The sequence below is a fragment of the Kribbella rubisoli genome (assembly GCF_004217145.1).
GTDB classification, from domain to species: domain Bacteria; phylum Actinomycetota; class Actinomycetes; order Propionibacteriales; family Kribbellaceae; genus Kribbella; species Kribbella rubisoli.
Window position 1 is genome coordinate 629803 of sequence record NZ_SHKR01000013.1, and the last position, 19787, is coordinate 649589.

Annotated in this window: 23 protein-coding genes and 3 tRNA genes; 14 read left to right on the forward strand and 12 right to left on the reverse strand. The window is 66.6% G+C overall.

The window, feature by feature from the left end:
• Positions 1 to 96 precede the first annotated feature (96 nt).
• Positions 97 to 459, forward strand: coding sequence for a YciI family protein (locus EV645_RS23110; protein WP_130446038.1), 363 nt, complete (start codon positions 97 to 99; stop codon positions 457 to 459).
• Between the two features lie 62 nt (positions 460 to 521).
• On the opposite strand, the gene EV645_RS23115 is transcribed toward EV645_RS23110, so the two are convergent.
• Positions 522 to 707 carry a YegP family protein gene (locus EV645_RS23115; RefSeq protein WP_130446039.1) on the reverse strand — a complete coding sequence of 62 codons (186 nt, stop codon included), beginning with the start codon at positions 705 to 707 and terminating at the stop codon, positions 522 to 524.
• Between the two features lie 80 nt (positions 708 to 787).
• Positions 788 to 1450, reverse strand: coding sequence for a TetR/AcrR family transcriptional regulator (locus EV645_RS23120; RefSeq protein WP_130446040.1), 663 nt, complete (start codon positions 1448 to 1450; stop codon positions 788 to 790).
• A gap of 92 nt (positions 1451 to 1542) precedes the next feature.
• Between EV645_RS23120 and EV645_RS23125 the strand changes: the two genes are divergently transcribed.
• From EV645_RS23125 to EV645_RS23145, 5 genes are all read left to right on the forward strand, one after another.
• Positions 1543 to 2967, forward strand: a complete 1425-nt coding sequence (locus EV645_RS23125) for an MFS transporter (RefSeq protein ID WP_130446041.1) — start codon at positions 1543 to 1545, stop codon at positions 2965 to 2967.
• A gap of 40 nt (positions 2968 to 3007) precedes the next feature.
• Positions 3008 to 3292 (forward strand): tyrosine-protein phosphatase, encoded by a 285-nt coding sequence (locus EV645_RS23130; protein ID WP_130446042.1) that lies wholly within the window; start codon positions 3008 to 3010, stop codon positions 3290 to 3292.
• A gap of 137 nt (positions 3293 to 3429) precedes the next feature.
• Positions 3430 to 4500 (forward strand): serine hydrolase domain-containing protein, encoded by a 1071-nt coding sequence (locus EV645_RS23135; protein ID WP_130446043.1) that lies wholly within the window; start codon positions 3430 to 3432, stop codon positions 4498 to 4500.
• Positions 4501 to 4512: 12 nt separating this feature from the next.
• Positions 4513 to 4851 carry a hypothetical protein gene (locus EV645_RS23140; RefSeq protein WP_130446044.1) on the forward strand — a complete coding sequence of 113 codons (339 nt, stop codon included), beginning with the start codon at positions 4513 to 4515 and terminating at the stop codon, positions 4849 to 4851.
• 82 nt (positions 4852 to 4933) lie between these two features.
• Positions 4934 to 5416, forward strand: a complete 483-nt coding sequence (locus EV645_RS23145) for a GNAT family N-acetyltransferase (RefSeq protein ID WP_157997136.1) — start codon at positions 4934 to 4936, stop codon at positions 5414 to 5416.
• Here EV645_RS23145 and EV645_RS23150 read toward each other — a convergent pair.
• Together EV645_RS23150 and EV645_RS23155 are read right to left on the reverse strand one after the other, a co-directional pair.
• Positions 5363 to 6583 (reverse strand): hypothetical protein, encoded by a 1221-nt coding sequence (locus EV645_RS23150; protein ID WP_130446046.1) that lies wholly within the window; start codon positions 6581 to 6583, stop codon positions 5363 to 5365. The two genes, EV645_RS23145 and EV645_RS23150, sit on opposite strands and share 54 nt — an antisense overlap.
• Positions 6580 to 7707, reverse strand: coding sequence for a helix-turn-helix domain-containing protein (locus tag EV645_RS23155; protein WP_157997137.1), 1128 nt, complete (start codon positions 7705 to 7707; stop codon positions 6580 to 6582). Before EV645_RS23155 ends, EV645_RS23150 begins: the two co-directional genes overlap by 4 nt.
• 334 nt (positions 7708 to 8041) lie before the next feature.
• On the opposite strand from EV645_RS23155, the gene EV645_RS23160 reads away from it, so the two are divergent.
• Positions 8042 to 8779 carry a phosphotransferase family protein gene (locus EV645_RS23160; RefSeq protein ID WP_130446048.1) on the forward strand — a complete coding sequence of 246 codons (738 nt, stop codon included), beginning with the start codon at positions 8042 to 8044 and terminating at the stop codon, positions 8777 to 8779.
• On the opposite strand, the gene EV645_RS23165 is transcribed toward EV645_RS23160, so the two are convergent.
• Both EV645_RS23165 and EV645_RS23170 read right to left on the reverse strand, forming a co-directional pair.
• Positions 8762 to 9613: an aminoglycoside adenylyltransferase domain-containing protein gene (locus tag EV645_RS23165; RefSeq protein ID WP_130446049.1), complete on the reverse strand. Its 852-nt coding sequence runs from the start codon at positions 9611 to 9613 to the stop codon at positions 8762 to 8764. The two genes, EV645_RS23160 and EV645_RS23165, sit on opposite strands and share 18 nt — an antisense overlap.
• Positions 9614 to 9715: 102 nt before the next feature.
• Positions 9716 to 11839, reverse strand: coding sequence for an MMPL family transporter (locus EV645_RS23170; protein ID WP_130446050.1), 2124 nt, complete (start codon positions 11837 to 11839; stop codon positions 9716 to 9718).
• A 155-nt stretch (positions 11840 to 11994) separates the two neighbouring features.
• On the opposite strand from EV645_RS23170, the gene EV645_RS23175 reads away from it, so the two are divergent.
• The 3 genes from EV645_RS23175 to EV645_RS23185 are packed head-to-tail and all read left to right on the forward strand — an operon-like array spanning position 11995 to position 14368.
• On the forward strand, positions 11995 to 13143 hold the full coding sequence (locus EV645_RS23175) for a sensor histidine kinase (protein ID WP_130446051.1): 1149 nt from the start codon (positions 11995 to 11997) through the stop codon (positions 13141 to 13143).
• A complete protein-coding gene (locus tag EV645_RS23180) occupies positions 13140 to 13796 on the forward strand; it encodes a response regulator (protein WP_130446052.1) in 657 nt (218 codons plus the stop codon). Before EV645_RS23175 ends, EV645_RS23180 begins: the two co-directional genes overlap by 4 nt.
• Before the next feature lie 53 nt (positions 13797 to 13849).
• Positions 13850 to 14368 carry a GNAT family N-acetyltransferase gene (locus EV645_RS23185; protein ID WP_130446053.1) on the forward strand — a complete coding sequence of 173 codons (519 nt, stop codon included), beginning with the start codon at positions 13850 to 13852 and terminating at the stop codon, positions 14366 to 14368.
• Positions 14369 to 14575: 207 nt separating this feature from the next.
• Here the strand turns inward: EV645_RS23185 and EV645_RS23190 are convergent.
• The 4 genes from EV645_RS23190 to EV645_RS23205 all read right to left on the reverse strand — a co-directional run bounded on the left by EV645_RS23190 (position 14576) and on the right by EV645_RS23205 (position 16258).
• Positions 14576 to 14648 (reverse strand) — tRNA-Phe (locus EV645_RS23190).
• Positions 14649 to 14692: 44 nt separating this feature from the next.
• A tRNA-Asp gene (locus tag EV645_RS23195) sits at positions 14693 to 14769 on the reverse strand.
• 59 nt (positions 14770 to 14828) lie between these two features.
• A tRNA-Glu gene (locus EV645_RS23200) sits at positions 14829 to 14901 on the reverse strand.
• 166 nt (positions 14902 to 15067) lie between these two features.
• A complete protein-coding gene (locus EV645_RS23205) occupies positions 15068 to 16258 on the reverse strand; it encodes a hypothetical protein (RefSeq protein WP_130446054.1) in 1191 nt (396 codons plus the stop codon).
• 130 nt (positions 16259 to 16388) lie between these two features.
• Here EV645_RS23205 and EV645_RS23210 point away from each other — a divergent pair, with 130 nt between their 5' ends.
• The 3 genes from EV645_RS23210 to EV645_RS23220 are packed head-to-tail and all read left to right on the forward strand — an operon-like array spanning position 16389 to position 17678.
• Positions 16389 to 16706, forward strand: a complete 318-nt coding sequence (locus tag EV645_RS23210) for a hypothetical protein (protein ID WP_130446055.1) — start codon at positions 16389 to 16391, stop codon at positions 16704 to 16706.
• Complete coding sequence (locus EV645_RS23215; protein WP_130446056.1) at positions 16700 to 17311, forward strand: helix-turn-helix domain-containing protein; 612 nt, start codon at positions 16700 to 16702, stop codon at positions 17309 to 17311. Before EV645_RS23210 ends, EV645_RS23215 begins: the two co-directional genes overlap by 7 nt.
• A gap of 19 nt (positions 17312 to 17330) precedes the next feature.
• Entirely contained in the window at positions 17331 to 17678 is a 348-nt protein-coding gene (locus EV645_RS23220) for a metallopeptidase family protein (RefSeq protein WP_130446530.1), read from the forward strand.
• Between the two features lie 6 nt (positions 17679 to 17684).
• Here EV645_RS23220 and EV645_RS23225 read toward each other — a convergent pair whose 3' ends face one another.
• Both EV645_RS23225 and EV645_RS23230 read right to left on the reverse strand, forming a co-directional pair.
• Complete coding sequence (locus tag EV645_RS23225) at positions 17685 to 18410, reverse strand: polyprenol monophosphomannose synthase (protein ID WP_130446057.1); 726 nt, start codon at positions 18408 to 18410, stop codon at positions 17685 to 17687.
• A gap of 56 nt (positions 18411 to 18466) precedes the next feature.
• Entirely contained in the window at positions 18467 to 18850 is a 384-nt protein-coding gene (locus EV645_RS23230; protein ID WP_130446058.1) for an STAS domain-containing protein, read from the reverse strand.
• 197 nt (positions 18851 to 19047) lie between these two features.
• On the opposite strand from EV645_RS23230, the gene EV645_RS23235 reads away from it, so the two are divergent.
• Positions 19048 to 19776 carry a DNA alkylation repair protein gene (locus EV645_RS23235; RefSeq protein ID WP_130446059.1) on the forward strand — a complete coding sequence of 243 codons (729 nt, stop codon included), beginning with the start codon at positions 19048 to 19050 and terminating at the stop codon, positions 19774 to 19776.
• Positions 19777 to 19787 lie beyond the last annotated feature (11 nt).

Sequence of the window (19787 nt, forward strand, 5' to 3'; positions counted from 1 at the left end):
CGACGTTATCTGCGGGCGATGTCAAAGTGCGCCTGCCCGCTCCGTACTGATGGATGAGAGGCACCCACTCCGGGGGCCGCGGGTGAAGGAGACACCGTGAAGTACCTACTGGTTCTGAACATCAACCCCGACGTGCTCGCCGCGCTGCCCGAGGCCGAGCAGCAGGCCATCGGTTCCGGTCACCAGAAGTTCATGGACACGATCAAGGCGTCGGGCGAGTTCCACAGCACGGTCGCGCTGCAGCAGCCGGCCCAGTCCGCGGTCGTCACGGTCCGGGGCGGTCTCCCGGCGGTGACCGACGGGCCGTTCGTGGAGTCGAAGGAGTTCCTCGGCGGCTACTACCTGGTGGACGTGGCGTCCCGGGAGCGCGCGCTGGAGCTGGCCGCGATGATCCCGGACGCGGCGATCGAGGGGCTCGGCGTCGAGGTTCGCGGGGTCGAGTTCGCGGACGGTCTCTGACCCGATCGAAACGAAGGGGGTTCTCCACAGACTGTGGAGAACCCCCTTGTTTTGTTGACGTTTCAGTCGGTCTGGTCGTCGACGTTCGCGTCGCCCGCGTTCCGCTTGACCGAGTCGATGCCGTTCTGCGCCGCGGCCTTGGTCGTGTAGCTCTCGCTGCTGGTCGCGATGATCTCGCCGTTGCCGGCCTTCAGACGAAACCGGAACTCGCCGGACTTGTCCTTGTACAGCTCGAACTTCCCCGCCATCGATGTACCTCCATAGAGAGTGGTATCGCTCCGTTTCGGAGCGTAGTCCTCTCGGGCCGATGCCGGGGTACGTACACGCCCTACTCGCGGATGCCGCGGATGCCTGCGACGACGAGGTTGAGGCCGATCTCGTAGTACCGGTCTCGTGACTCCGGGCAGATCAGTGCGCCGGCGGCGGAGGTGATCAGCGGGTAGCGCTCCGGGGACAGCGCGCCGAGGGATGCCCGCTTGCGCCGGAGGGAGGCCTCGCGAGCCTCAGGATCGCTCACCTCGCGGGCGACCGGGTCCGTGGTCACCAGTGAGATCAGTGAGCAGATCGCCTGCCGGCCGACCTCGGCTGCGTCGTCGACGGTGAATCCGCCCTCGACGAGCAGCTCGAGCGCTCGCTCGGACAGCGCCAGGCCGGGCTCGGTGATCAGGATCCGCGGCAGCGTCAGGTCCGCGAGTCGCGGGTGCCCCCGGAGCGCGGTCACGAACGCGGTCAGCAGCGTGTGGAGCTGCTTGTCCCAGCGCTCGTCGTTCGGCGTCGGGAGTACGACGCCGGCCAGGATGCGGTCCCCGATCGCGGCCAGCAGGTCGTCCTTGTCCTTGAAGTGCCGGTACAGCGCCATCGGCGTGACGTCGTGCTGCGCGGCCAGCTTCCGGAACGAGACCGCGGCCGGTCCTTCGTCGTCGGCGATGGCCAGCGCGCTGTCGACGACCTTCTCCGGATCGAGGCGGCGGGAGGTCTCTTTGGTGATCACGTTGACAAGTCTACACCGTAGACCTAGTGTCTACTCCGTAAGCTTACGGCGTATACATACAGCGTAGACTCTCAACCGAGCGAGGTACGGCAATGCGACGCAGTCCTTGGGCCACCCTGGCGGTGCTGGCTCTAGCTCAGTTCATCGTGGTGCTCGACGTGACGATCGTGAACGTCGCGCTGCCCCACATCCAGGCGGACCTGAACTTCTCCGCCGATTCCCTGCAGTGGGTCATCAACGCGTACACACTGCTCTTCGGCGGCTTCCTGCTCCTCGGCGGACGGATGGCCGACCTGCTCGGTCCGCGCCGGGTGTTCACCGCGGGCCTCGTCCTCTTCGGCGCGACCAGCCTGATTGCCGGCCTCTCCAACTCGCCGGAGTTCCTGATCGGCGCCCGTGCGGTCCAGGGCCTCGGGGGAGCGCTGCTGTCACCCGCGGCGCTGGCCATCCTGACGATGACCTTCGCCCACGGACGCGAGCGCAACATCGCGATGGGCGTCTGGGGCGGTCTCGCCGGCCTTGGCGGCACGCTCGGCGTGGTCGCGGGCGGCGTACTCGTGGACTCCCTCAGCTGGCAGTGGGTCTTCTTCGTGAACGTTCCGATCGTGATCGCACTGATCGCCCTCATCCCGGTCTTCGTCCCGGACCTGCGGCACTCGACGGGTCGTCGTACGTTCGACACGCTCGGCGCGGTGCTCGGCACGGCTGGTCTGATGTCGGTTGTGTACGGCGTGGTGCGGTCAGAGCCGTCCGGCTGGGGATCGTTCGAGGTCGTCGGCGTGCTGACCGCAGGGGTTTTGCTGCTCGTGGCGTTCGTGGTGGTGGAGTCGCGGTCCGCAGCTCCGTTGGTACCGCTGCGACTGTTCCGGTCGCGGGCGCTGAGTGTGTCCGGTGCGACGCTGGCGCTGAACGGTGCCGGGTTCCTGTCTATGTTCTTCCTGACTGCTATCTACTTGCAGCAGGTGCGTGGCGACAGCGCACTCGAGGCCGGCGTCCACTTCCTGCCGATGGGCGGCGCTGCGATCGTCGGTGCGGTGCTGGCGTCCCAGTTGGTGCAGAGACTCGGCACTCGGACCGTCCAGCTCGCCGGTGCGGTCCTCAGTGTTGGCGGACTGCTCCTTCTGTCCCAGGCTGACGCCACCGGTAGCTACAGCTCACAGCTCCTGCCCGGTCTGATCATCTTCGGCTTCGGCATCATCGGCGTCGGCGTACCAGGCCAGATCAACGCAGTCTCCGAGGTACGGCCTGCTGAGGCCGGCGCGGCATCCGGTGTGGTCAACGCGATGTACCAGGTCGGCGGCGCACTGGGCCTGGCGATCGTCACTACCCTCTCCATCAGCGACACGACCAACGAGCTAACCCACGGCGCAACTCAACTCCAGGCCCTCCAGTCAGGCTACGAACGCGGCCTCCTGGCGGCCGCCGCCTTCGCCGTAGCCAACGTCTTCCTCACCATGGCAACCCCCCAACTCCAGCCCACCTCAGAGCAACTAGCCGAGGCGACCGCCGCCGCATAAGTTGCCTGCGGCAACATCCGGCCAGTCTACTGTGGTTGCCATGCAACCCTTAGTCTGGCCGGACTGCCGTAATGTAAGGGATCTGGGCGGCGGCGCCATCCAACCGGGTCGACTGATCCGCAGTGACAATCTCGATCAGCTCGCCGCCGCCGGCCTTGCCGCCGTACAAACCGCTAAGATCAGCCGCTTCGTGGATCTCCGCAGCGCCTGGGAGTGCGAGACTTGGTTGCCGCTGACTACGAAGCTTCCGGGACGTCGTCGGACGTCATTGTCAGGCTGCTTGATCATCTGCGGACGCAGTACGGGGGAACGGCTGCGTACCTGAGGAATTCGGGGGCAACCACTGAACAGTTGGATGGATTGGTCGGTCGACTGACGGGGTGATTCCCCGGGCGATCCCCGATGTTTGTGGTGTCCGTCGCGGGAAGGGTTGGAGGCTCGGACGGACAAGAGGAGATCGGGATGCTGGTGCAGGGAGTGGTTGCGTTGGTGACTGCTGCGATGACGGCGGTGGTGCCGGCTTCGCCTTCTAGGGGTGGCGATTTGCAGAAGAGCGTTGATGGGGTGGCTGCGATCGGGGCGATGGCAGAGGTGCGGAGCGGGGCGCAGGTTTGGCGTGGGAGTAGTGGGGTTGCGGAGCTGGGGACCTCGCGGAAGGTCCCGGTGGACGGGCGGTTCCGGGCAGGAAGTATCACGAAGACGTTCGTCTCCACCGTCGTACTGCAGTTGGTTGCCGAAGGGCGGATCCGGCTCGATGACTCGGTGGAGCGTTGGTTGCCGGGCGTCGTACCGAACGGCGAGAACATCACCGTGCGCCAATTGCTCAACCACACCAGCGGGTTGTACGACTACAAGAACACGTTGCCGATGCCGCCGAGCGAGGACTTCTACGCGCTTCGGTATCGGACCTGGACGGCGAGCGAGCAGATCGAGCGCGCGCTGGCGAATCCGCCGGTGTTCGACAAGCCGGGTTCGCAGTACGACTACTCGAACACCAACTACCTGCTCATCGGCGAGATCATCAAAAAGGTGACCGGCCGGACGTACTCCGACGAGATCGAGCGCCGGATCATCCGCCCGCTCGGACTGCACGGTACGACGATGCCGCGTACGTCGACGCGCATCCCGGGGCCGCATCCGCATGGCTACGTACCCAAGGACGGCGGGCAGCTCGACTGGACCGAGATGAACCCGACGCTGTTCGGCGCGGGCGGCGACATCATCTCGACGACCCACGACCTCAACCGCTTCTTCTCCGCCCTGCTCGGTGGGCAACTGCTCCCGGCGCGGCTGCTCCAGGCGATGAAGACACCAGGAATCGAGGACGGGACGTACGGCCTCGGCCTGTCCTGGCACGACACCGCCTGCCATATCCGTGTCTACGGCAACGACGGCGACGCGCTCGCGTACCAGGCCTATTCGTTCTCCACGGCCGACACCCGCCGGCAGGCAACCGTTGCCGTCACGCCGCACCTGCCGACCAACCCGGACGCCACCGTCAACACCTTCCTCGACAAGGCGTTCTGCTCGTGACACGTTGACTGCATGACTCGGTTCACGGACGACCAGATGCGCGCAGCGATGAGCACGACCCGCGAATACACGATCGTGCTCCTCGAGGAAGGACCGCAGTACGGCAAGGACGGGGCCGACGCGATCGTCTGGGAGCACGGCCGGCGCAATTTCGAGCTCCGCGCGGACGGTCTGCTGAACGTCGTCTGCCCGGTCCGGGACGATTCCCCGCTCTGCGGAGTCGGCATCTTCCCGGGTACGGCGGACGAGGTACGACGGCTCATGGACTACGATCCGGGGGTGCGGGCGGGTGTGTTCACCTACCGGATCCACCCCACCCGGAGCTTCCCGGGAGATGCCCTAGGAATGTGAGATTGTCCGGCAATCGGTTTGGCCCTCGGGCGAAACGGCGACACTGGGATGGATGCGTTGCTGCCGTCGACCGAGGGGGACCGTGACCTTGGAACTCGCCACGCTCGATGCCGACGACTGGCCCATCGCCCGGGAAGTCCGCCTCCGGGCGCTCAAGGATTCGCCGTCGGCGTACATCTCGGAGTACGAGGACGAGGTGGCGGTCGGCGAGTCCGCATGGCGGGAGCGGTTCACCCGGATGCGGTGGATCGTCGCTCGCCACCAGGCGCGCGTGATCGGATTGGCGAGCTCGGTCCGCGTCGACAGCCGGCCGCCGTACGAGCGGCACGTCGAATCGGTGTGGGTCGATCCGCGGCACCGGCGTACCGGGATATTGCGCGCCATCTTCGGGCATCTGACCGAGGTCGAGCCCGACGTCACCGAATGGCGGGTGTGGGTGCTGGACACGAATTCCGTGGCGCGCGAGGTCTACGAGCGCCTCGGATTCAGCCCGACCGGCGAACGGCAGCCGCTAGCCGACGGTTCCGGTCGGCTGGAGATTCGCCTGCGCTTTGATGCGCGCTGATACGCCGTACCCACAAGAGGCCCAGGTCTGAAGCCCGAGCTCGGCCAATGCGTCGCGATCAGAGAGCTCCGACGTGTATCGCCACAGCACCTGCTCCCACTGCAGCTCGTCCTCTTGCCATTTCTGGATGAAGTCGACGCACAAGTCCGGGGTGATGCTCGAGGCTCGCTTCTCCGCAACCCGAAGGGATTCGTGTGCGTCCAGCATCCTCAGGTACTCCACCGGATTCGCCGACAGTTGGGCGTGGGAGAGCGCCGCGATCGTCTCTTCGATCGTCTCCAGCCGGATCTCGATGAACTCTCGCCACAGACTCGTCCGGGAAGCGGCAGCCAACTGCTCTTTGAAGGTCCACTTGGGTGTGCTCTCGAAGAGCGCATACAGGCCCTCCGCCAGCAGGTCGCCGAACTCTTCGCGATCCGCGCGTCCCGGATCCGCGAACGGTGCGTACTTCGCCTGTCGGACCTCACCGATCCTCGGCAACGACCGCTCGGCCGCATGCCGCGCGAAGAAGAACCAGTCCTCGTTGTAGACATCCGCGAAGAACGACAGACCCGGCTGCTGAAGATTGACGCCCAGCGCTGCGCCGCTGACGAACACGTCCTGCCTGAAGCCGGCGAGCCGTCGCGCATGACAGACCACCGAGTTATCGGGGAAGTGCCGGCTGACCATCGAGGCAACCGGGTTCCGGTCAAGAGTCCCGGACAGTCGCTCGACATCCCATGGGTTGAACTGGCTGATGTCGTCATCGACGAACAGGATCTTGTTCCATCCGCGCATCCGGCCGAGCAGCAGGCCGATGTTCCGCTTGGCGCTGAGGTCACTCGAGCGGCCGGCTGAGGCCATCTTGAACTCGGGGCCTGACGTCAGCGGGGCGTCGTACGGAAGTTGGTAGTTGTCAGGCACATCGACGACGAGTGCTCTGGCGCCGAACGTCCTTTCCACCCGACGCACGACCTGTCCGACCTGTGCCTGCCGGCTGCACAGGATGACGAGCGGCACGGACAGAGTGGCAGACAAAGTGATGACGTCTTGCAGGGCTGATGCCGGCCGGGCAGCTGGTACGACTATCGCGTCCAGCCCGCTGCGCGCGGCCGGCGCAGCGCTTGCGGCGGAGACATCGCGCAGCAGCGACGCGTGAGATTGGCCGTGCTTGAGCTGACGGCTCATTCGTCCTCCTCCTCGGGGGACCACTCGTAAAGGCGGTTCTCCGGGATTTCCAAGTCAGGAGTAATGGCCTCGCCGTTGATCACCGGCACGCGCAGGAGCAGACCGAAGATGCCGCCCGGGAATGTATTCGCGAGGTAGGCCTCGTTGCGTTCGCGGACGGCGTCGTCGGTGAGCGTTCTTACTGCGCCCAGGACACCGCGGCTGTAGACGCCATTGCAGATGGTGATAGTTCGGCTGTGATTGAACGGATTGCGCAACCGAGCGAGCAGAGCCACGTCCTCGACGAGCTCCCGCGGAGTCTCGCCCTTCCAGGCGTCCTGCGCCTGGATCTCCTCGAGCTCCGCCTTCGACGGTGCGTCCGGATCGACGTACTTGAGCTCTTCCCACTGGGGCCGGTACTCGCGGCCGTCGCGCGATCGGAAGATCTCGCCGTCGACAAGGTCCGCGACGGACATCTGCCGGATCGGCAGTTGGTCCAGTACTCGGAGCAGGCGGCTGGTGACCTGGTTCCAGGCGATGCCGCCGAGCAGGATGAGGTGACCGGACAGGTGGTCCGCGTTCACCTCGGAAGGAAGATGGTGCCGAGCGCGAATCTCCGGGTTGGAGGCGCGCACATGGCCCCACATCTCGATCAGTGCGTCGAGGTCCGCATACCTGTAGAGGCGGGTGTAGTTCGGGTTGTCCTGTTCGGCGAGCGGAGATCGCCCGTCCTCCGGGGCTTCCGGGCAGATCAGTGTGATCGGTCCGGACTCGAAGTCGAAGGTGTACGACCCGCCGATGGGCGACGGGGTGGCTTGCTGACGAACTCCATCCCTCAGCCCGACCAGCTCACGGTGGAGAGCGTTGAAGCGCTCTCGCTCCGCCGCGCTCAGGTCCTGCTCCCGCGGCAGCCGCGCCGGGCCTTCCGGTACGCCGGACTTCGCAAAGAGCAGCGCATACGATCGCAGGCGCTCTTCCGGCGGCAGTTTCGGGTTGGACTGTGATTCCCACGAGCTGATCGTTGCGACCGCGACCCGGGTGTCGGAGCTGAGCGCGCGCGACAGGTCCTTCTGGGTCAGCTTTTGCGACTCGCGGAGTTCCCGAAGTCTCCTGGCGAGTCGTACGGCCTCTGGTGAGGGGGCCACTGTCACTCCCGAATCTGCTCAGCCAATGACGGGCTCACGGATCCGGCTGATCCTATACCCGCTCTACCCGACTCCACTGACTACATCTGAACCCCGCACCGAAGATCCTCCGATGCCCCGCGACGCTCAGATTCGTCGACTCCCTGCGTTTCCCCGATCACAGTGTGTGCTTTGCTAGCCGCAGTACACCATCGCTCTACCGTAGTACCGAAGTCGACCTGAATCCAACTGAACCCGCACAATACGCCGAAATAGGTCAGATCCTGGCGCCGTCTCAGCTGGTGGCGCCGATATTCCAGTGACGCAGGTGGTCTTACCCGCGAGGATGGCGCGCGTGGATGAGGTCAAGGTTGTCGTCGCCCATAGCGAGCGCGCGACGCTGCGAGTCGGTGATGTGTTCCTGAAGATCGACGCCGATCAGGCAAATATCGACGTCGAGGTCGAAGCCATGGCCCTGGCGCCGATCCCGACTCCGGAGATCCTGTGGCGCAAGCCGCCAGTACTCGCCCTTGGAGCTGTCCCCGGTATGGCGCTCGGCGTACTCGGCGAGCCCTCACCTGCGTCGCCGGCCGCCTGGGCGGCGGCAGGTGCCGCCATCCGAATGCTGCACGACGCGCCTCTGCCGCCATGGCCCGGACAGAACCTCGACGACATCACCGCGCACCTCGACAGCGAATGCGACTGGCTCATCACGAGCGGCACCCTTCCGGCCGACCTGGTCAAACGCAACCGCGAAGTCGCCGAGGCCGCACTCCGCCCGTGGACCCCGGTCTTCATCCACGGGGACCTGCAGATCACCCACATCTTCGTCCAGGACGACAAAGTCACCGGCATCATCGACTGGTCCGAGGCAAGCCGAGGCGACGCCCTGTACGACCTAGCCATCCTCACCCTCGGCCACGAGGAATGCCTCCCCAACCTCCTAGCCGGCTACGGCACCGACGTAGACCTCGACGTCATCCGCGGCTGGTGGTCCCTCCGAAGCCTAGGAGCCTCCCGCTGGCTCGTACAACACGGCTTCGACCCCAACACCCCAGGCTGCGAATTCGACGTCCTAAGAGCCCGGATGTGACGGTGCCACAGTGGCGCCGGTTGGGCTCATTGGCTTGCCGGTGCCGGTCTCCACGACGTGCGCCAGGAAATCGCGGATGTCGGCGAGTAGCTCGGCCTGGTCGTCGTACGCCGAGGTGCCTGCGCCTTCACGTAGACGTAGCCCCTCGGTCAGCACTCGGTGCCAGCGTTCGTCGTAGTGCGTCAGTGCCCAGCGGGCGGCGTGGGACTTGGCGGTCATCTCGCCGGTGACCAGGAGGTGGTGCAGGCGCACGGAGGCGACGATGCAGTGCGAGAGTAGGTAGTCGCGCTCCTGCTCATCGGCCGGGAGGTCGGCAGGGGTCGCCCGGGTCAGCCCCTCGGCGTTGCGGCGCCAGTAGGTGTCGAGGTTGTCGACGGTGTACGCGTGCAGCACCTGCTCGTCGGTCCAGATCTTCAGTGTGGACAGCTCCGGTCCGGCGATCGTGATCCCACCCCGCGCCAGCTCATGCCAGGCGATGATCCACGACGGTGACGCGAGCACCTCGAGCTTCCCGGTGTGCATCATCTCGGGCACCGGCGGCACCGTCCGCGGATCACACGCGAGATCAGACGCCAGCAAGTACGGCCCATCAAAGTGAACAGAGGAGTACGCCGCCAACTGCGCGTGCACGCCCCGCAACGCCTCGACCTCCGCCGGCTCCGGCCGATGAGCAACCGTGGCAACAAAATCAACATCAGACTGCCGCGGTGCCCACTCCCCGAACACCACCCCGCCACGCAGATAAACCCCAGTCACCAACCCCGCAGGCAACTCCCGCTCAACCAGCAACAGATACCGCTCACACAAATCCCGCACCGGCCCCGGAAGCACCACTAGCTCTCCTATCCACCGTGGCGCGAGGCACCTGCCCCGCACCCATGGGATGCCCAAGGCCGCCACAGAGTTCGAAAAGAAGCTGATCCCTGGGCGTGTGCATCAGACTCTGGGAAGTTTCAGCTCGACAGCGGTCCGGGTGGTCGCTGTCGGCTGCCGGTTGAACCAGGCAGGCATCCACCAGTTCGCGTCGCCCAACAGCTTCATCAAGGCTGGTACGAGAACCAGTCGCACGACCGTCGCATCGATGAGGACGGCAGTGGCCAGGCCCAGGCCGAACATCTTGGCCGTTGGGTCGTCGGCAAGGGAGAAGCTGACGAAGACCGCGATCATGATGAGCGCTGCCGAGGTGATCACGCGGCCGGTCGTGGTGATGCCGTGGATGGTCGAGGCGGTGTTGTCGCCGGTCCGGACGTACTCCTCACGGATCCGTGTGAGCAGGAAGACCTCGTAGTCCATCGAGAGCCCGAACACCACGGCGAACATGAACATCGGGATGAACGGGAGGATCGGGATGGTCGACGACAGCCCGATCAGATCCGCGGCCCAACCCCACTGGAAGATCATCACCATGACGCCGAAGGATGCGCCGATGCTGAGCAGATTCATCAGCGCGGCCTTCAGCGGTACGACGACCGACCGGAAGACCACCGTGAGAAGCACGACGGACAACAGGATCACAGCGCCGATGAACCATGGCAGCCGATCGTTGACCTTCGCACCCACGTCCGCCAGGGTGGCCGTCTGACCACCGACATGGGCCTTCGCCGGACTGCTCCTCAGTACCGAGGGAAAGACCTCCGCGCGAAGCCGCTCGACTGTCGTCATCGTGGCGTCGTCCTGCGGTCCGGTCGTCGGTACGGCGATCAACGTCGCGACGCCGGCCCCTGTGTTCACCTGAGGAGGTGCGACCGACGCGATGCCCCGATCGGCCCGGACGGCGTCGTACAGGGGTAGTACGACGCTCGGATCGCGCGAGACGTCGACGGCGATCACCAGTGGACCGTTGCTACCGGCACCGAATCCCTGGGCAACGAGGTCGTACGCCCGGCGCTCGGTTCGCGTCACGGGCAGCGCGCCGTCGTCCGGCGTACCGACGCGAAGTGCGAGCACGGGTGCGGCCAGTGCCAGCAGCAGGACGGTGGCGCCGACGGCGTAGGCGGCGGCGTGCTTGGACACGTGCCCCGCCCACCGCTGCCAGCCCGAACCAGGGGACGACTGCACCCGCCGTACCCGAAGACGGTTGATCCGATGTCCGGCCAGACCAAGGAACGCGGGCAGCAAGGTGAGCGAAGCGAGCACCATCGTCAGCACGATCAGTGAGATGGCAATCCCGCCGGCAGTCATGAACGGTACGCCGGCCACCACCAGCCCGAGGATCGCGATCACCACTGTGCCACCGGCGAACAGCACAGCCTGCCCGGCCGTGGAGACAGCACGCCCGACCGACTCCTCGACTTGCATCCCGCGGGCCAGGTTCTCGCGGTGCCGGGTGACGATGATCAGCGCGTAGTCGATGCCCACGCCGAGCCCGATCATGCTGCCGAGTACGGGCGCCCAACTGGGCAGCTCGATGAGATAGGTGACCAAGGACAGTGAGCTGATCGCCAGCGCGAGGCCGAACACCGCCATTCCGATCGGCAGCCCCATCGCGATGATCGATCCGAACGCGAGCAGCAGGATGACCATCGCGGCGATCAGCCCGACCGCCTCGCCGAGACCTGCCGGGGCTTCCTCGAACGCGTAGAAGAGATCCCCGCCGAGCTCGATCCGCAGCGGCGATTCCACTGCTGTCAGGGTCTTGAGCTGCTCGAGGTCGCTCGGCTCGAGCTTGTCGAGCACCGGATACTGAAGCTTGATGAGCCCGACCCGGCCGTCGGGCGAGATGACGGGATCGGCCGCCTCCAGCACGTGGGGCAACGAAGCCGCAGTCGACCGGATCTGCGTCAGCGCATCCCGCAGCTCGGGTGCGTTGAGCGTCGCGTGCTCGTCGAGCGGAGTCACGACCACCTGCGCGGTCAGCCCGGCCTGATCCGCTCCCGCGGCCGACAGCAGATCGGTCGCGGACTGCGAGTCGACACCAGGTGCTCCGAACGATTCCTCGAGTTTCTTGCCGAAGGCGCCGGATGCCGCGATCACGAGCGCCGCCACCACCAGCCACGCCCCGATCACCACCCAGGGCCGACGTGCGGCGTACCGGCCCAGTTTGTACAGATTCGACCTCATCACAGATCCCTTCAGCGAGAGTTGAACTCATCGTGTGGCCGTGGGGCCGGCCACCACCTCAGGCGATGAGGCGGACTTCCCTCGGCCGATCAGCCGGGTCGCGTCCCGTACTTTGAGCCGATCCGCTCGGCGCCCGGAGTCCCTACGCTGTGGGCATGGTGAGAAACGCGCTCCGCTCGCTGCTGGCCGAGCCGCGAGCGCCCGACCCGCCCAGGCGGGTGTGGCGCGACTGGGTGCTCGTCGCCGGCCTGCTGACGGCCGTCGTTCTCGAAGGTGTACTCCGTGAGGATGTGGTCTGGAGGCCCGTCGCGCTCGTGCTCGCCGTGGCAACCGTGTGCGCTCTCCTGTGGCGTCGTACCCACCCGTTGGCCGTGGTGGCCGCCGCCTTCGGAGCCCTGATAGTGGTCAACATCGGGACCTTGATCAGTGGGGACGCGACCTTCGGCCTGTACTCGATGATCTGCGTGGTGTTGCTGCCGTACTCACTTGTTCGCTGGGGATCCGGCCGCGAGATCCTGATCGGGCTGGCGTTCATCCTGGTGGCGCTGGTGCTAGGACTCATCAGTGACTTCACCGGGTACGGCGAAGCCGCCGCCGGCAGCATGTTCCTGCTGTTCCCGGCGGCAGTCGGGGCCGCGGTCCGCTATTGGTGGTCCGCCCGGGTCCGCGAGCTGGACCAGGTGCGACTCCGGGAGCGCGAGCAGTTGGCCCGGGAGCTGCACGACACGGTCGCTCATCACGTCTCGGCCATCGTCATCCGGGCCCAGGCCGGCCGAGCCGTCGCGGCCACCCGCCCGGAAGCCGCGGTCGATGCGCTCGCCATCATCGAGGCGGAGGGCACGCGTACTCTCGCCGAGATGCGGACGATGGTCGGCGTACTGCGCGATGACGGAACAGCGGCGCTGGCTCCACAACCGGGAGTAGCCGACCTGGAGCGGCTCGCCCGCAGCGTCGGGGAGCGGCCGCGGGTCGAGGTCGAGGTGTCGGGCGACCTCGACGACCTCGGACCAGCGGTCGGCGCCGCGATCTATCGCATCGCGCAGGAGTCGATCACGAACGCCGTACGGCATGCTCGGCAGGCGACTCGCATTGACGTTCGGCTGACGTCGTACGACGACTCTGTCCGCCTGACCGTCCGCGACGACGGAGAGGCCACCTCGGCGCCCCGGAACTCGTTCGGTTACGGCTTGGTCGGGATGACCGAGCGGGCCACGCTACTCGGCGGAACGTTCGCCGCGGGACCCGATGCGGACCGCGGCTGGTCCGTCGACGTGGTGCTGCCGCGAACGGCGGTCGGCCGATGACGATCCGCGTACTCGTCGCCGACGACCAGGATCTCGTCCGGACCGGACTCGCGATGATCCTCGATGCGCAACCGGGTATCGAGGTGGTCGGTCAGGCGGCCGACGGCCTGGAAGCGGTCCAGTTCGCCCGCCGGCTGCGGCCCGACGTGTGCCTGTTCGACGTCAGGATGCCCGGCCTGGACGGGATCGGGGCGACCCGCGAGCTCGCCGGCCCCGGCGTCGACGACCCACTGGCGATCGTGGTGATCACCACCTTCGATCTCGACGAGTATGTGTACGGCGCGCTGAAGGCCGGCGCGCGTGGATTCCTGCTCAAGGATGCCGGCCCCGACCTTCTGGTCCAGGCGATCCACGCCGCCGCCAACGGTGACGCGCTGATCGCGCCGAAGATCACCGCACGGCTGCTGGCCGCGTTCTCCGAACCACCGACCGGCCGCGTACCGGTCCAACCGGTCGATCCGCTCACGACCCGCGAGGAACAGGTCCTGACCGCCGCGGCGACCGGCCGGACCAACGCCGAGATCGCCACGGAGCTGCACATCAGCCTCAGCACCGTGAAGACCCACCTGACCAGCGTGATGGGCAAGGTGGGCGCCCGGAACCGGGTCGAGATCGCCATGTGGGCCTACGAAACCGGCCGCATCAAGCTGTAGCGCCGGCGGTTAATGGTTCGCCTGGCGGGCCGCCGGGACCGAGGATGACTGCGATGACTACTACTTTCCCCCGAGCGGTTCGCTTCGTCGAGATGACCAGTACCGCGCTGAGTGCATTGCTGGCCGACGACCGCCCCGCGGCACAGACCGAGCTCGGCTTCCCACTCGGCGACGAGTTCCTCACTGACCGGGCCAAGTGGCTCTGGCAGTACCGCCTCGATCAGCTGACCCGCGATCCCAGCACCTTCGGGTGGCTCGTCAAGCTCGTCGTGGCCGACGGGATCGTGGTCGGCTATGCCGGTTTCCACGGTCCACCGGACGAGGCCGGCATGGTGGAGATCGGCTACACGGTCGACCCGCCGTACCGGCGACAGGGTTTCGCCAAGGCGATCGTGAACGCGCTCCTCGAGCGCGCGGCAGCCGAACCCGCAGTACGGACCGTCCGGGCCACCATCAGCCCCACCAACCAGGCATCCCTGGCCACCATCGCAGGCTTCGGCTTCGTCGAGAACGGCGAACAGTGGGACGAAGAAGACGGCCTAGAACTCATCTTCGAACGCCCCAGCCGCTGACCCAAAACGTCGCCGGCGGCATCGCGAAGAAGCTGCTGGGAAACGGCGCGGCGTCCCGCTGCACCCCTGGTGTGTGACCTTGCTCCTAGGACTCAACTGCCGCCGCACATCGTGCAGGCGATCGTGGCTCACACGGACGTCCAGGTGACGATGGTGGTCGACGCGTGGGAAAGAAAAATCCCTCCCCGGTGTGCGGAGAGGGTGTTGTGGTCAGGGGCGGTCTCGAACCGCCGACCTTCCGCTTTTCAGGCGGACGCTCTACCAGCTGAGCTACCTGACCGGGGAGAAAGATCGGCGGCGGTGTTGGACACCGCCGCCTTCTCCTGGCGACCCAGACGGGACTCGAACCCGCGACCTCCGCCGTGACAGGGCGGCACGCTAACCAACTGCGCTACTGGGCCAAAGGACTCGATGATCGTACAGCATCTTCGAGCTAGTTCTTGCACCGGCCTTTCGGCCGTATCCCCAACGGGATTCGAACCCGCGTTACCGCCTTGAAAGGGCAGCGTCCTAGGCCACTAGACGATGGGGACTCGGACCCGCGGGAGCCGAAGCTCCAGGGACAGCCGTAAGCATAGAGGAGTTGTCGCCTTGCTCCAAAACGAGTTCCGGACGGGCCGCGGCGACGGGCAAACCAGGGCCGAACGAGAGGGTGCCGCACGCCGCAGGTGGTCGGCGTACGGCACCCTCGAACAGGGCTCAGCTGGTCGCGTCAGGTGCGATCAGCCGCGGGTAGTGCGCGGCGAACAGGTGGAAGACCACCAGCGACGGCAGCACGCGGTTGCGGGGCGGGATCGTGACGGCGACGCCGTACCCCCATAGGGAAGCCTTCAGGCGCTGGTTCGGTGTGCCGTGGTGGCCGTCGGCGGTGAAGCCGCAGTCGCCCAGCTGGTAGAACATCTGGCTGAAGTCGCGTACCTGTCGCAGGCCCATCCGCTCGCCCCGCGCGTGGGTGAGGAAGTACCCGCTGAACGAGTCCGCCATCAGCTCCGCCCACCGGGACGCCTCCGGACCGGGCAGCTCCGGCCGCATCAGCGAGTCGGCGAACTGGACCTGGTGACCGAACTCATGCCCGAGGATCGCCTGCGGGGCCACGCTGCCCAGACCGACGCGAGCAAAACCCTCCATCATGCCGTCGCCGAACGCGATTCGCTTGGGCGACTTCCCGTACCCGGGGATGTCCTCACCGCCCGGAGTGGCGTAGGCGTTGAACGTGAAGATCGGCAGGTCGCCGTACCCGAGGGCCGGGCTGTTCAGCTCGTGCGCGACGAGGTCGGCGGAGACGCGCGACTGTGCCGGGTCGAGGCCGTAGAGGACGGTGAAGACGCGGTAGTTCACCTCGGCGTTCAGCATCGAGCGGCCGTGCGCGGGCACCACCGAGATGCCGCGGGTCGGGATGTCCCAGAACTTCGTCAGGTCCTTGAAGGTGCTGTTGACCGTGTGCGTGTACTGGCCGTGGGAGCCGAAGGTGTACGGACCCGGTTGGGGCAGGTACGCCGCGTCCATCAGCGCCATGTTGAAGATCAGGACGTGCAGTACGGCGAGTGCCTGCTCCTGAGTCCAGTTCGTCGTGTCGGGCAGGATCGCCGCCACGACCGGTGGGGTGGCGTCGGAGCACTTGTACTGCGTTGGGTCGATGGCGTCGAGCACGGCCTCCTGGACCGGGTTGTCGTGCAGCCCGAGCTTGGCCTTGACGGCCTCGGCCCGCTCGCGCAGCGCCGGCAGTTCGTCGGCGAGCTGCTGGAACTTCGGGTCCAGTTTGTGCGGTACGGCGCCTTGCACCAGGGCGACCGGACCGGGTGAAGGAGCTGCGGCGGCGGCCGAGGGGACGGCGAGACCGAGCGTGAGGCCGAGGGCGGCCACCACAGGCCTGATCAGGCGTTTTCTCATCGGGGACTCCTGCAAACGCATGGGGGATGTGGGCGGCATCAGTATTTGCCGGGCACAGCGGGCGGTACGAGCGTTGGGACCTGTCAGAAACCGGCATGGCGAGAACCTGTCGGTGGTGATACACAAAGGCATGGAAGCGCTCCAGGCGCTCGGCCTGACCCCTGCGGCCGAGGCGCTCCTCGTGCGGCTGATGCAGCGCCCAGAGACCTCGCCGACGGATCAGGACCCGGTCGAGGAGCTGATCGGCCTGGGGCTGGTGGAGCGGACCGACGACGCCCTCGTCGTACGTCCACCGCGGCTGGCGATGGACGCTCTCGCCGAGCGCCACACCAAACAGGCCGCGCTGGCCCGGGAGAGCGCCGATCTCCTCACCGAGTCCTGGCGGCCGCCGGCCGCCAGGACTACCTCGAGATCCTCCCGACGTACGCCGCCTCGCAGGCCGTGCTGAACTCGGTCCAGAAGGACGCACAGGACCACGTACGGGCGATGACGACGGGCAACCTCGCGGCGCGCGAGCTGAAGATCGTCGAGGGCATGTTCGACGCGCTGGAGCGTGGCGTCCGGTACGAGGTCATCTACGGCGCACACGTGCTCCAGGACGCCAACGCGCTGCACATGGTCCAGGCGTGTATCGACGCCGGCGAGCAGGCCCGGGTGTTCCCGTACGTGCCGCTCAACATCACGATCGTCGACGACCGGTGGGCGCTGGTCGGGGCACGTGCGGAGGTGGAGCGCGGGCCGGAGTTCGTCGCCATGGTGGTTCACCAGTCCCCGCTGCTGGGTGGACTGGCCCGGATCTTCGAGGCGCTGTGGCGGATCGCCGTACCGATCACCGGCGGGACCGAGCTGAACGACGTGAACGCCGCGCCGAGCCTGGAGTCGAAGCGGTTGCTGACTTACCTGAGTGCGGGGCTGACGGACGAGTCGATCGCGCGCGAGTTCGGCGTCAGCGAGCGGACGATCGCGCGCCGGATCGGCCGGCTGCAGGAGGCGCTGGGAGCGCAGACGCGGTTCCAGCTCGGCGTGCAAGCGTCGCGTCAGGGCTGGCTGTAGTCACTACGCTGGACGCGTGATGGAGATGAGCCGGGCGAACTTCGAGGCGCTGGTCTCGCAGGCGCTGGACGAGATACCCGAGGAGCTCGGGGCGTACGTCGAGAACGTGGCGGTGTTCGTCGAGGACGATCCACCGCCGGGCGATCCGGAGCTGCTCGGAATCTACGAGGGCATCCCGCTGACCGAGCGCGGGCACGAGTACGGCGGCGTGCTGCCGGACCGGATCACGATCTACCGCAACCCGACGCTGGCGATCTGCGACACGTTCGGCGACGTCCTCGACGAGGTGAACGTCACAGTGGTGCACGAGATCGCGCACCACTTCGGCATCGACGACGCCCGGCTCCACGAGCTGGGCTACGGCTGAGCAGGCTCAGCGGTTGAAGAGCAGCTTCCACGGCATCAGGGCCGACTCGAGCTGGACCTTCAGCGACATCTTCGAGACGCCCTCGGTCCGCTCCTCGAAGCGGATAGGCGTCTCGGCGATCTTCAGGCCGCGCTTGACCGTCCGGTAGTTCATCTCGACCTGGAACGAGTACCCGTTGCTCGCGATCGACGCGACGTCGATCCAGCGCAGGGTGTCGGCCTTCCACGCCTTGAAGCCGGCCGTGGCGTCCTTCACGTGCAGCCGCAGGATCGCGTTCACGTAGAAGTTCGCCCAGGCGGACAGCGCCCGCCGGTGCCAGCCCCATTCGGCGGCCGCGGAGCCGCCCGGGACGTAGCGCGAACCGATCACCACAGCGGCGTCCGTGGTCCGCAGCATCTCGACCATGGTCGGGACCACCGACGCGGGGTGGGACAGGTCCGCGTCCATCTGGATGACGATGTCGGCACCCTCGTCGAGCGCACGGGTGATCCCGGCGACGTACGCGCGGCCCAGGCCGTCCTTGACGGTCCGGTGCAGTACGCCGACCGCCTGCGGCGACTTCTTCGCCAGCTCGTCGGCGACGTCGCCCGTACCGTCGGGCGAGTTGTCGTCGACAACGAGAAGCTCCAGGCCGGGCAGGTTCAGGTCGGACAGGAGTCCGGCCAGCACGGGCAGGTTCTCCCGCTCGTTGTAGGTCGGCACCACGACCACGATCTTGGCTAGCTCACCCATGACTTTCCTTTGTCGGAGACACCGAAAGCTACCGTATCCGCCGACCACAGCTGATTTCAGAGTTCGGAGAGCGCCTCTTCGACGGTGCTGTAGATGCGGAACTGGCCGCCGAGACCTGTCACGCTGAGCGGACGGTCGACCGGTCGGCCGACGCCGACGAGGGCCAGGGTGATGTTGTGCCGGCCGGCCAGATTGCGCGCCTCGACCAGGTTGCCGAGGCCGGCCGAGCTGCAGAACGTGACGGCCGACAGCTCGATCAGCACGAGCCGGGCCGGCGGTGCGACCGCGGCGTGGATCGACTCGGCGGCGAAATCGGTGGTGGCGATGTCGATCTCACCGGACATCCGGACGAGCAGTACTCCGGGTTCCAGCTCCACGGTCACTGCGTCGAAGGTGGTTCGGATCATCTCGCCGTCCCGCGGGTCTGGGTGGCTTGTCACGCGGGTATCTCCCCCGGGGTAGCGCCACGAACGCGGGTCCTGGCGGATATTGGTTTGTTCCTCGTCTCACCGTATGCCCCAACGCACAGGCGTCACAACGGGTCTACCGGTGATCGACCCCGGAGCGTGACCTCACTCCGGAAGCGCTTCAGAGTAAAGCAAACGTCAGACCCACGACGGGTGATAGACAAGGCGGTGTGACCACCAAGGATCTGCTTGAAGCGGTCGATGCCGCCGCCGATCCGGCGGTGGCGGAGGTGCTTGCGCGCTACTTCAAGCTCCAGCCCGGCGGCTACGGGCACGGCGACCAGATGGTCGGCGTGAAGTTATCGACGATCCGGGGGATCCTCAAGCCGTACCTGCAGGCCGGTCTGCCGCTGCCGGAGCTGGAACACGCCCTGACGAGTCCGATTCACGAGCACCGCCTGACAATCCTTTGCCTGCTGGCCGATCGTGCCGCCCGTGCCCTCAAACCGCGTACGGCGAACCCGGACGAGCTCGGCGCGATCCACGACCTCTACCTACGCAGTACGGCGTACATCAACAACTGGGATCTCGTCGACTGCAGCGCTCCGCAGGTCGTCGGCGGGTACCTGCTCGACAAGCCCCGGGACGAGCTCTACACGCTGATCCGTTCGAGCAGCCTGTGGGAGCGCCGGATCGCGCTCGTCGCCACGCAGTTCCTGATCGGCCAAGGCCAGATCGACGACACCTTCAAGCTGGCCGCCGAGGTCCTCGATGACCGGGAGGACCTGATCCACAAGGCGTCCGGCTGGATGCTGCGCGAGGCAGGCAAACGCGTCTCCGAGGCCGAGCTCCGCGACTTCCTCGACGAGTACGCGACCCGCATGCCACGCACGATGCTCCGCTACGCGATCGAACGCCTCGACCAGGTCAGCCGCAAGCACTACCTCGCTCTGCGATAGGCAAAAGTCGA

Bases quoted from the DNA above. Each gene is read 5' to 3' on its own strand.
- EV645_RS23185 (WP_130446053.1), top strand. From the start codon at position 13,850: ATGACTACTACTTTCCCCCGAGCGGTTCGCTTCGTCGAGATGACCAGT.
- EV645_RS23205 (WP_130446054.1), bottom strand. From the start codon at position 16,258: ATGAGAAAACGCCTGATCAGGCCTGTGGTGGCCGCCCTCGGCCTCACG.
- EV645_RS23220 (WP_130446530.1), top strand. From the start codon at position 17,331: ATGGAGATGAGCCGGGCGAACTTCGAGGCGCTGGTCTCGCAGGCGCTG.
- EV645_RS23225 (WP_130446057.1), bottom strand. From the start codon at position 18,410: ATGGGTGAGCTAGCCAAGATCGTGGTCGTGGTGCCGACCTACAACGAG.
- EV645_RS23115 (WP_130446039.1), bottom strand. From the start codon at position 707: ATGGCGGGGAAGTTCGAGCTGTACAAGGACAAGTCCGGCGAGTTCCGG.
- EV645_RS23135 (WP_130446043.1), top strand. From the start codon at position 3,430: ATGCTGGTGCAGGGAGTGGTTGCGTTGGTGACTGCTGCGATGACGGCG.
- EV645_RS23180 (WP_130446052.1), top strand. From the start codon at position 13,140: ATGACGATCCGCGTACTCGTCGCCGACGACCAGGATCTCGTCCGGACC.
- EV645_RS23125 (WP_130446041.1), top strand. From the start codon at position 1,543: ATGCGACGCAGTCCTTGGGCCACCCTGGCGGTGCTGGCTCTAGCTCAG.
- EV645_RS23140 (WP_130446044.1), top strand. From the start codon at position 4,513: ATGACTCGGTTCACGGACGACCAGATGCGCGCAGCGATGAGCACGACC.
- EV645_RS23150 (WP_130446046.1), bottom strand. From the start codon at position 6,583: ATGAGCCGTCAGCTCAAGCACGGCCAATCTCACGCGTCGCTGCTGCGC.
- EV645_RS23175 (WP_130446051.1), top strand. From the start codon at position 11,995: ATGGTGAGAAACGCGCTCCGCTCGCTGCTGGCCGAGCCGCGAGCGCCC.
- EV645_RS23130 (WP_130446042.1), top strand. From the start codon at position 3,008: ATGCAACCCTTAGTCTGGCCGGACTGCCGTAATGTAAGGGATCTGGGC.
- EV645_RS23210 (WP_130446055.1), top strand. From the start codon at position 16,389: ATGGAAGCGCTCCAGGCGCTCGGCCTGACCCCTGCGGCCGAGGCGCTC.
- EV645_RS23170 (WP_130446050.1), bottom strand. From the start codon at position 11,839: ATGAGGTCGAATCTGTACAAACTGGGCCGGTACGCCGCACGTCGGCCC.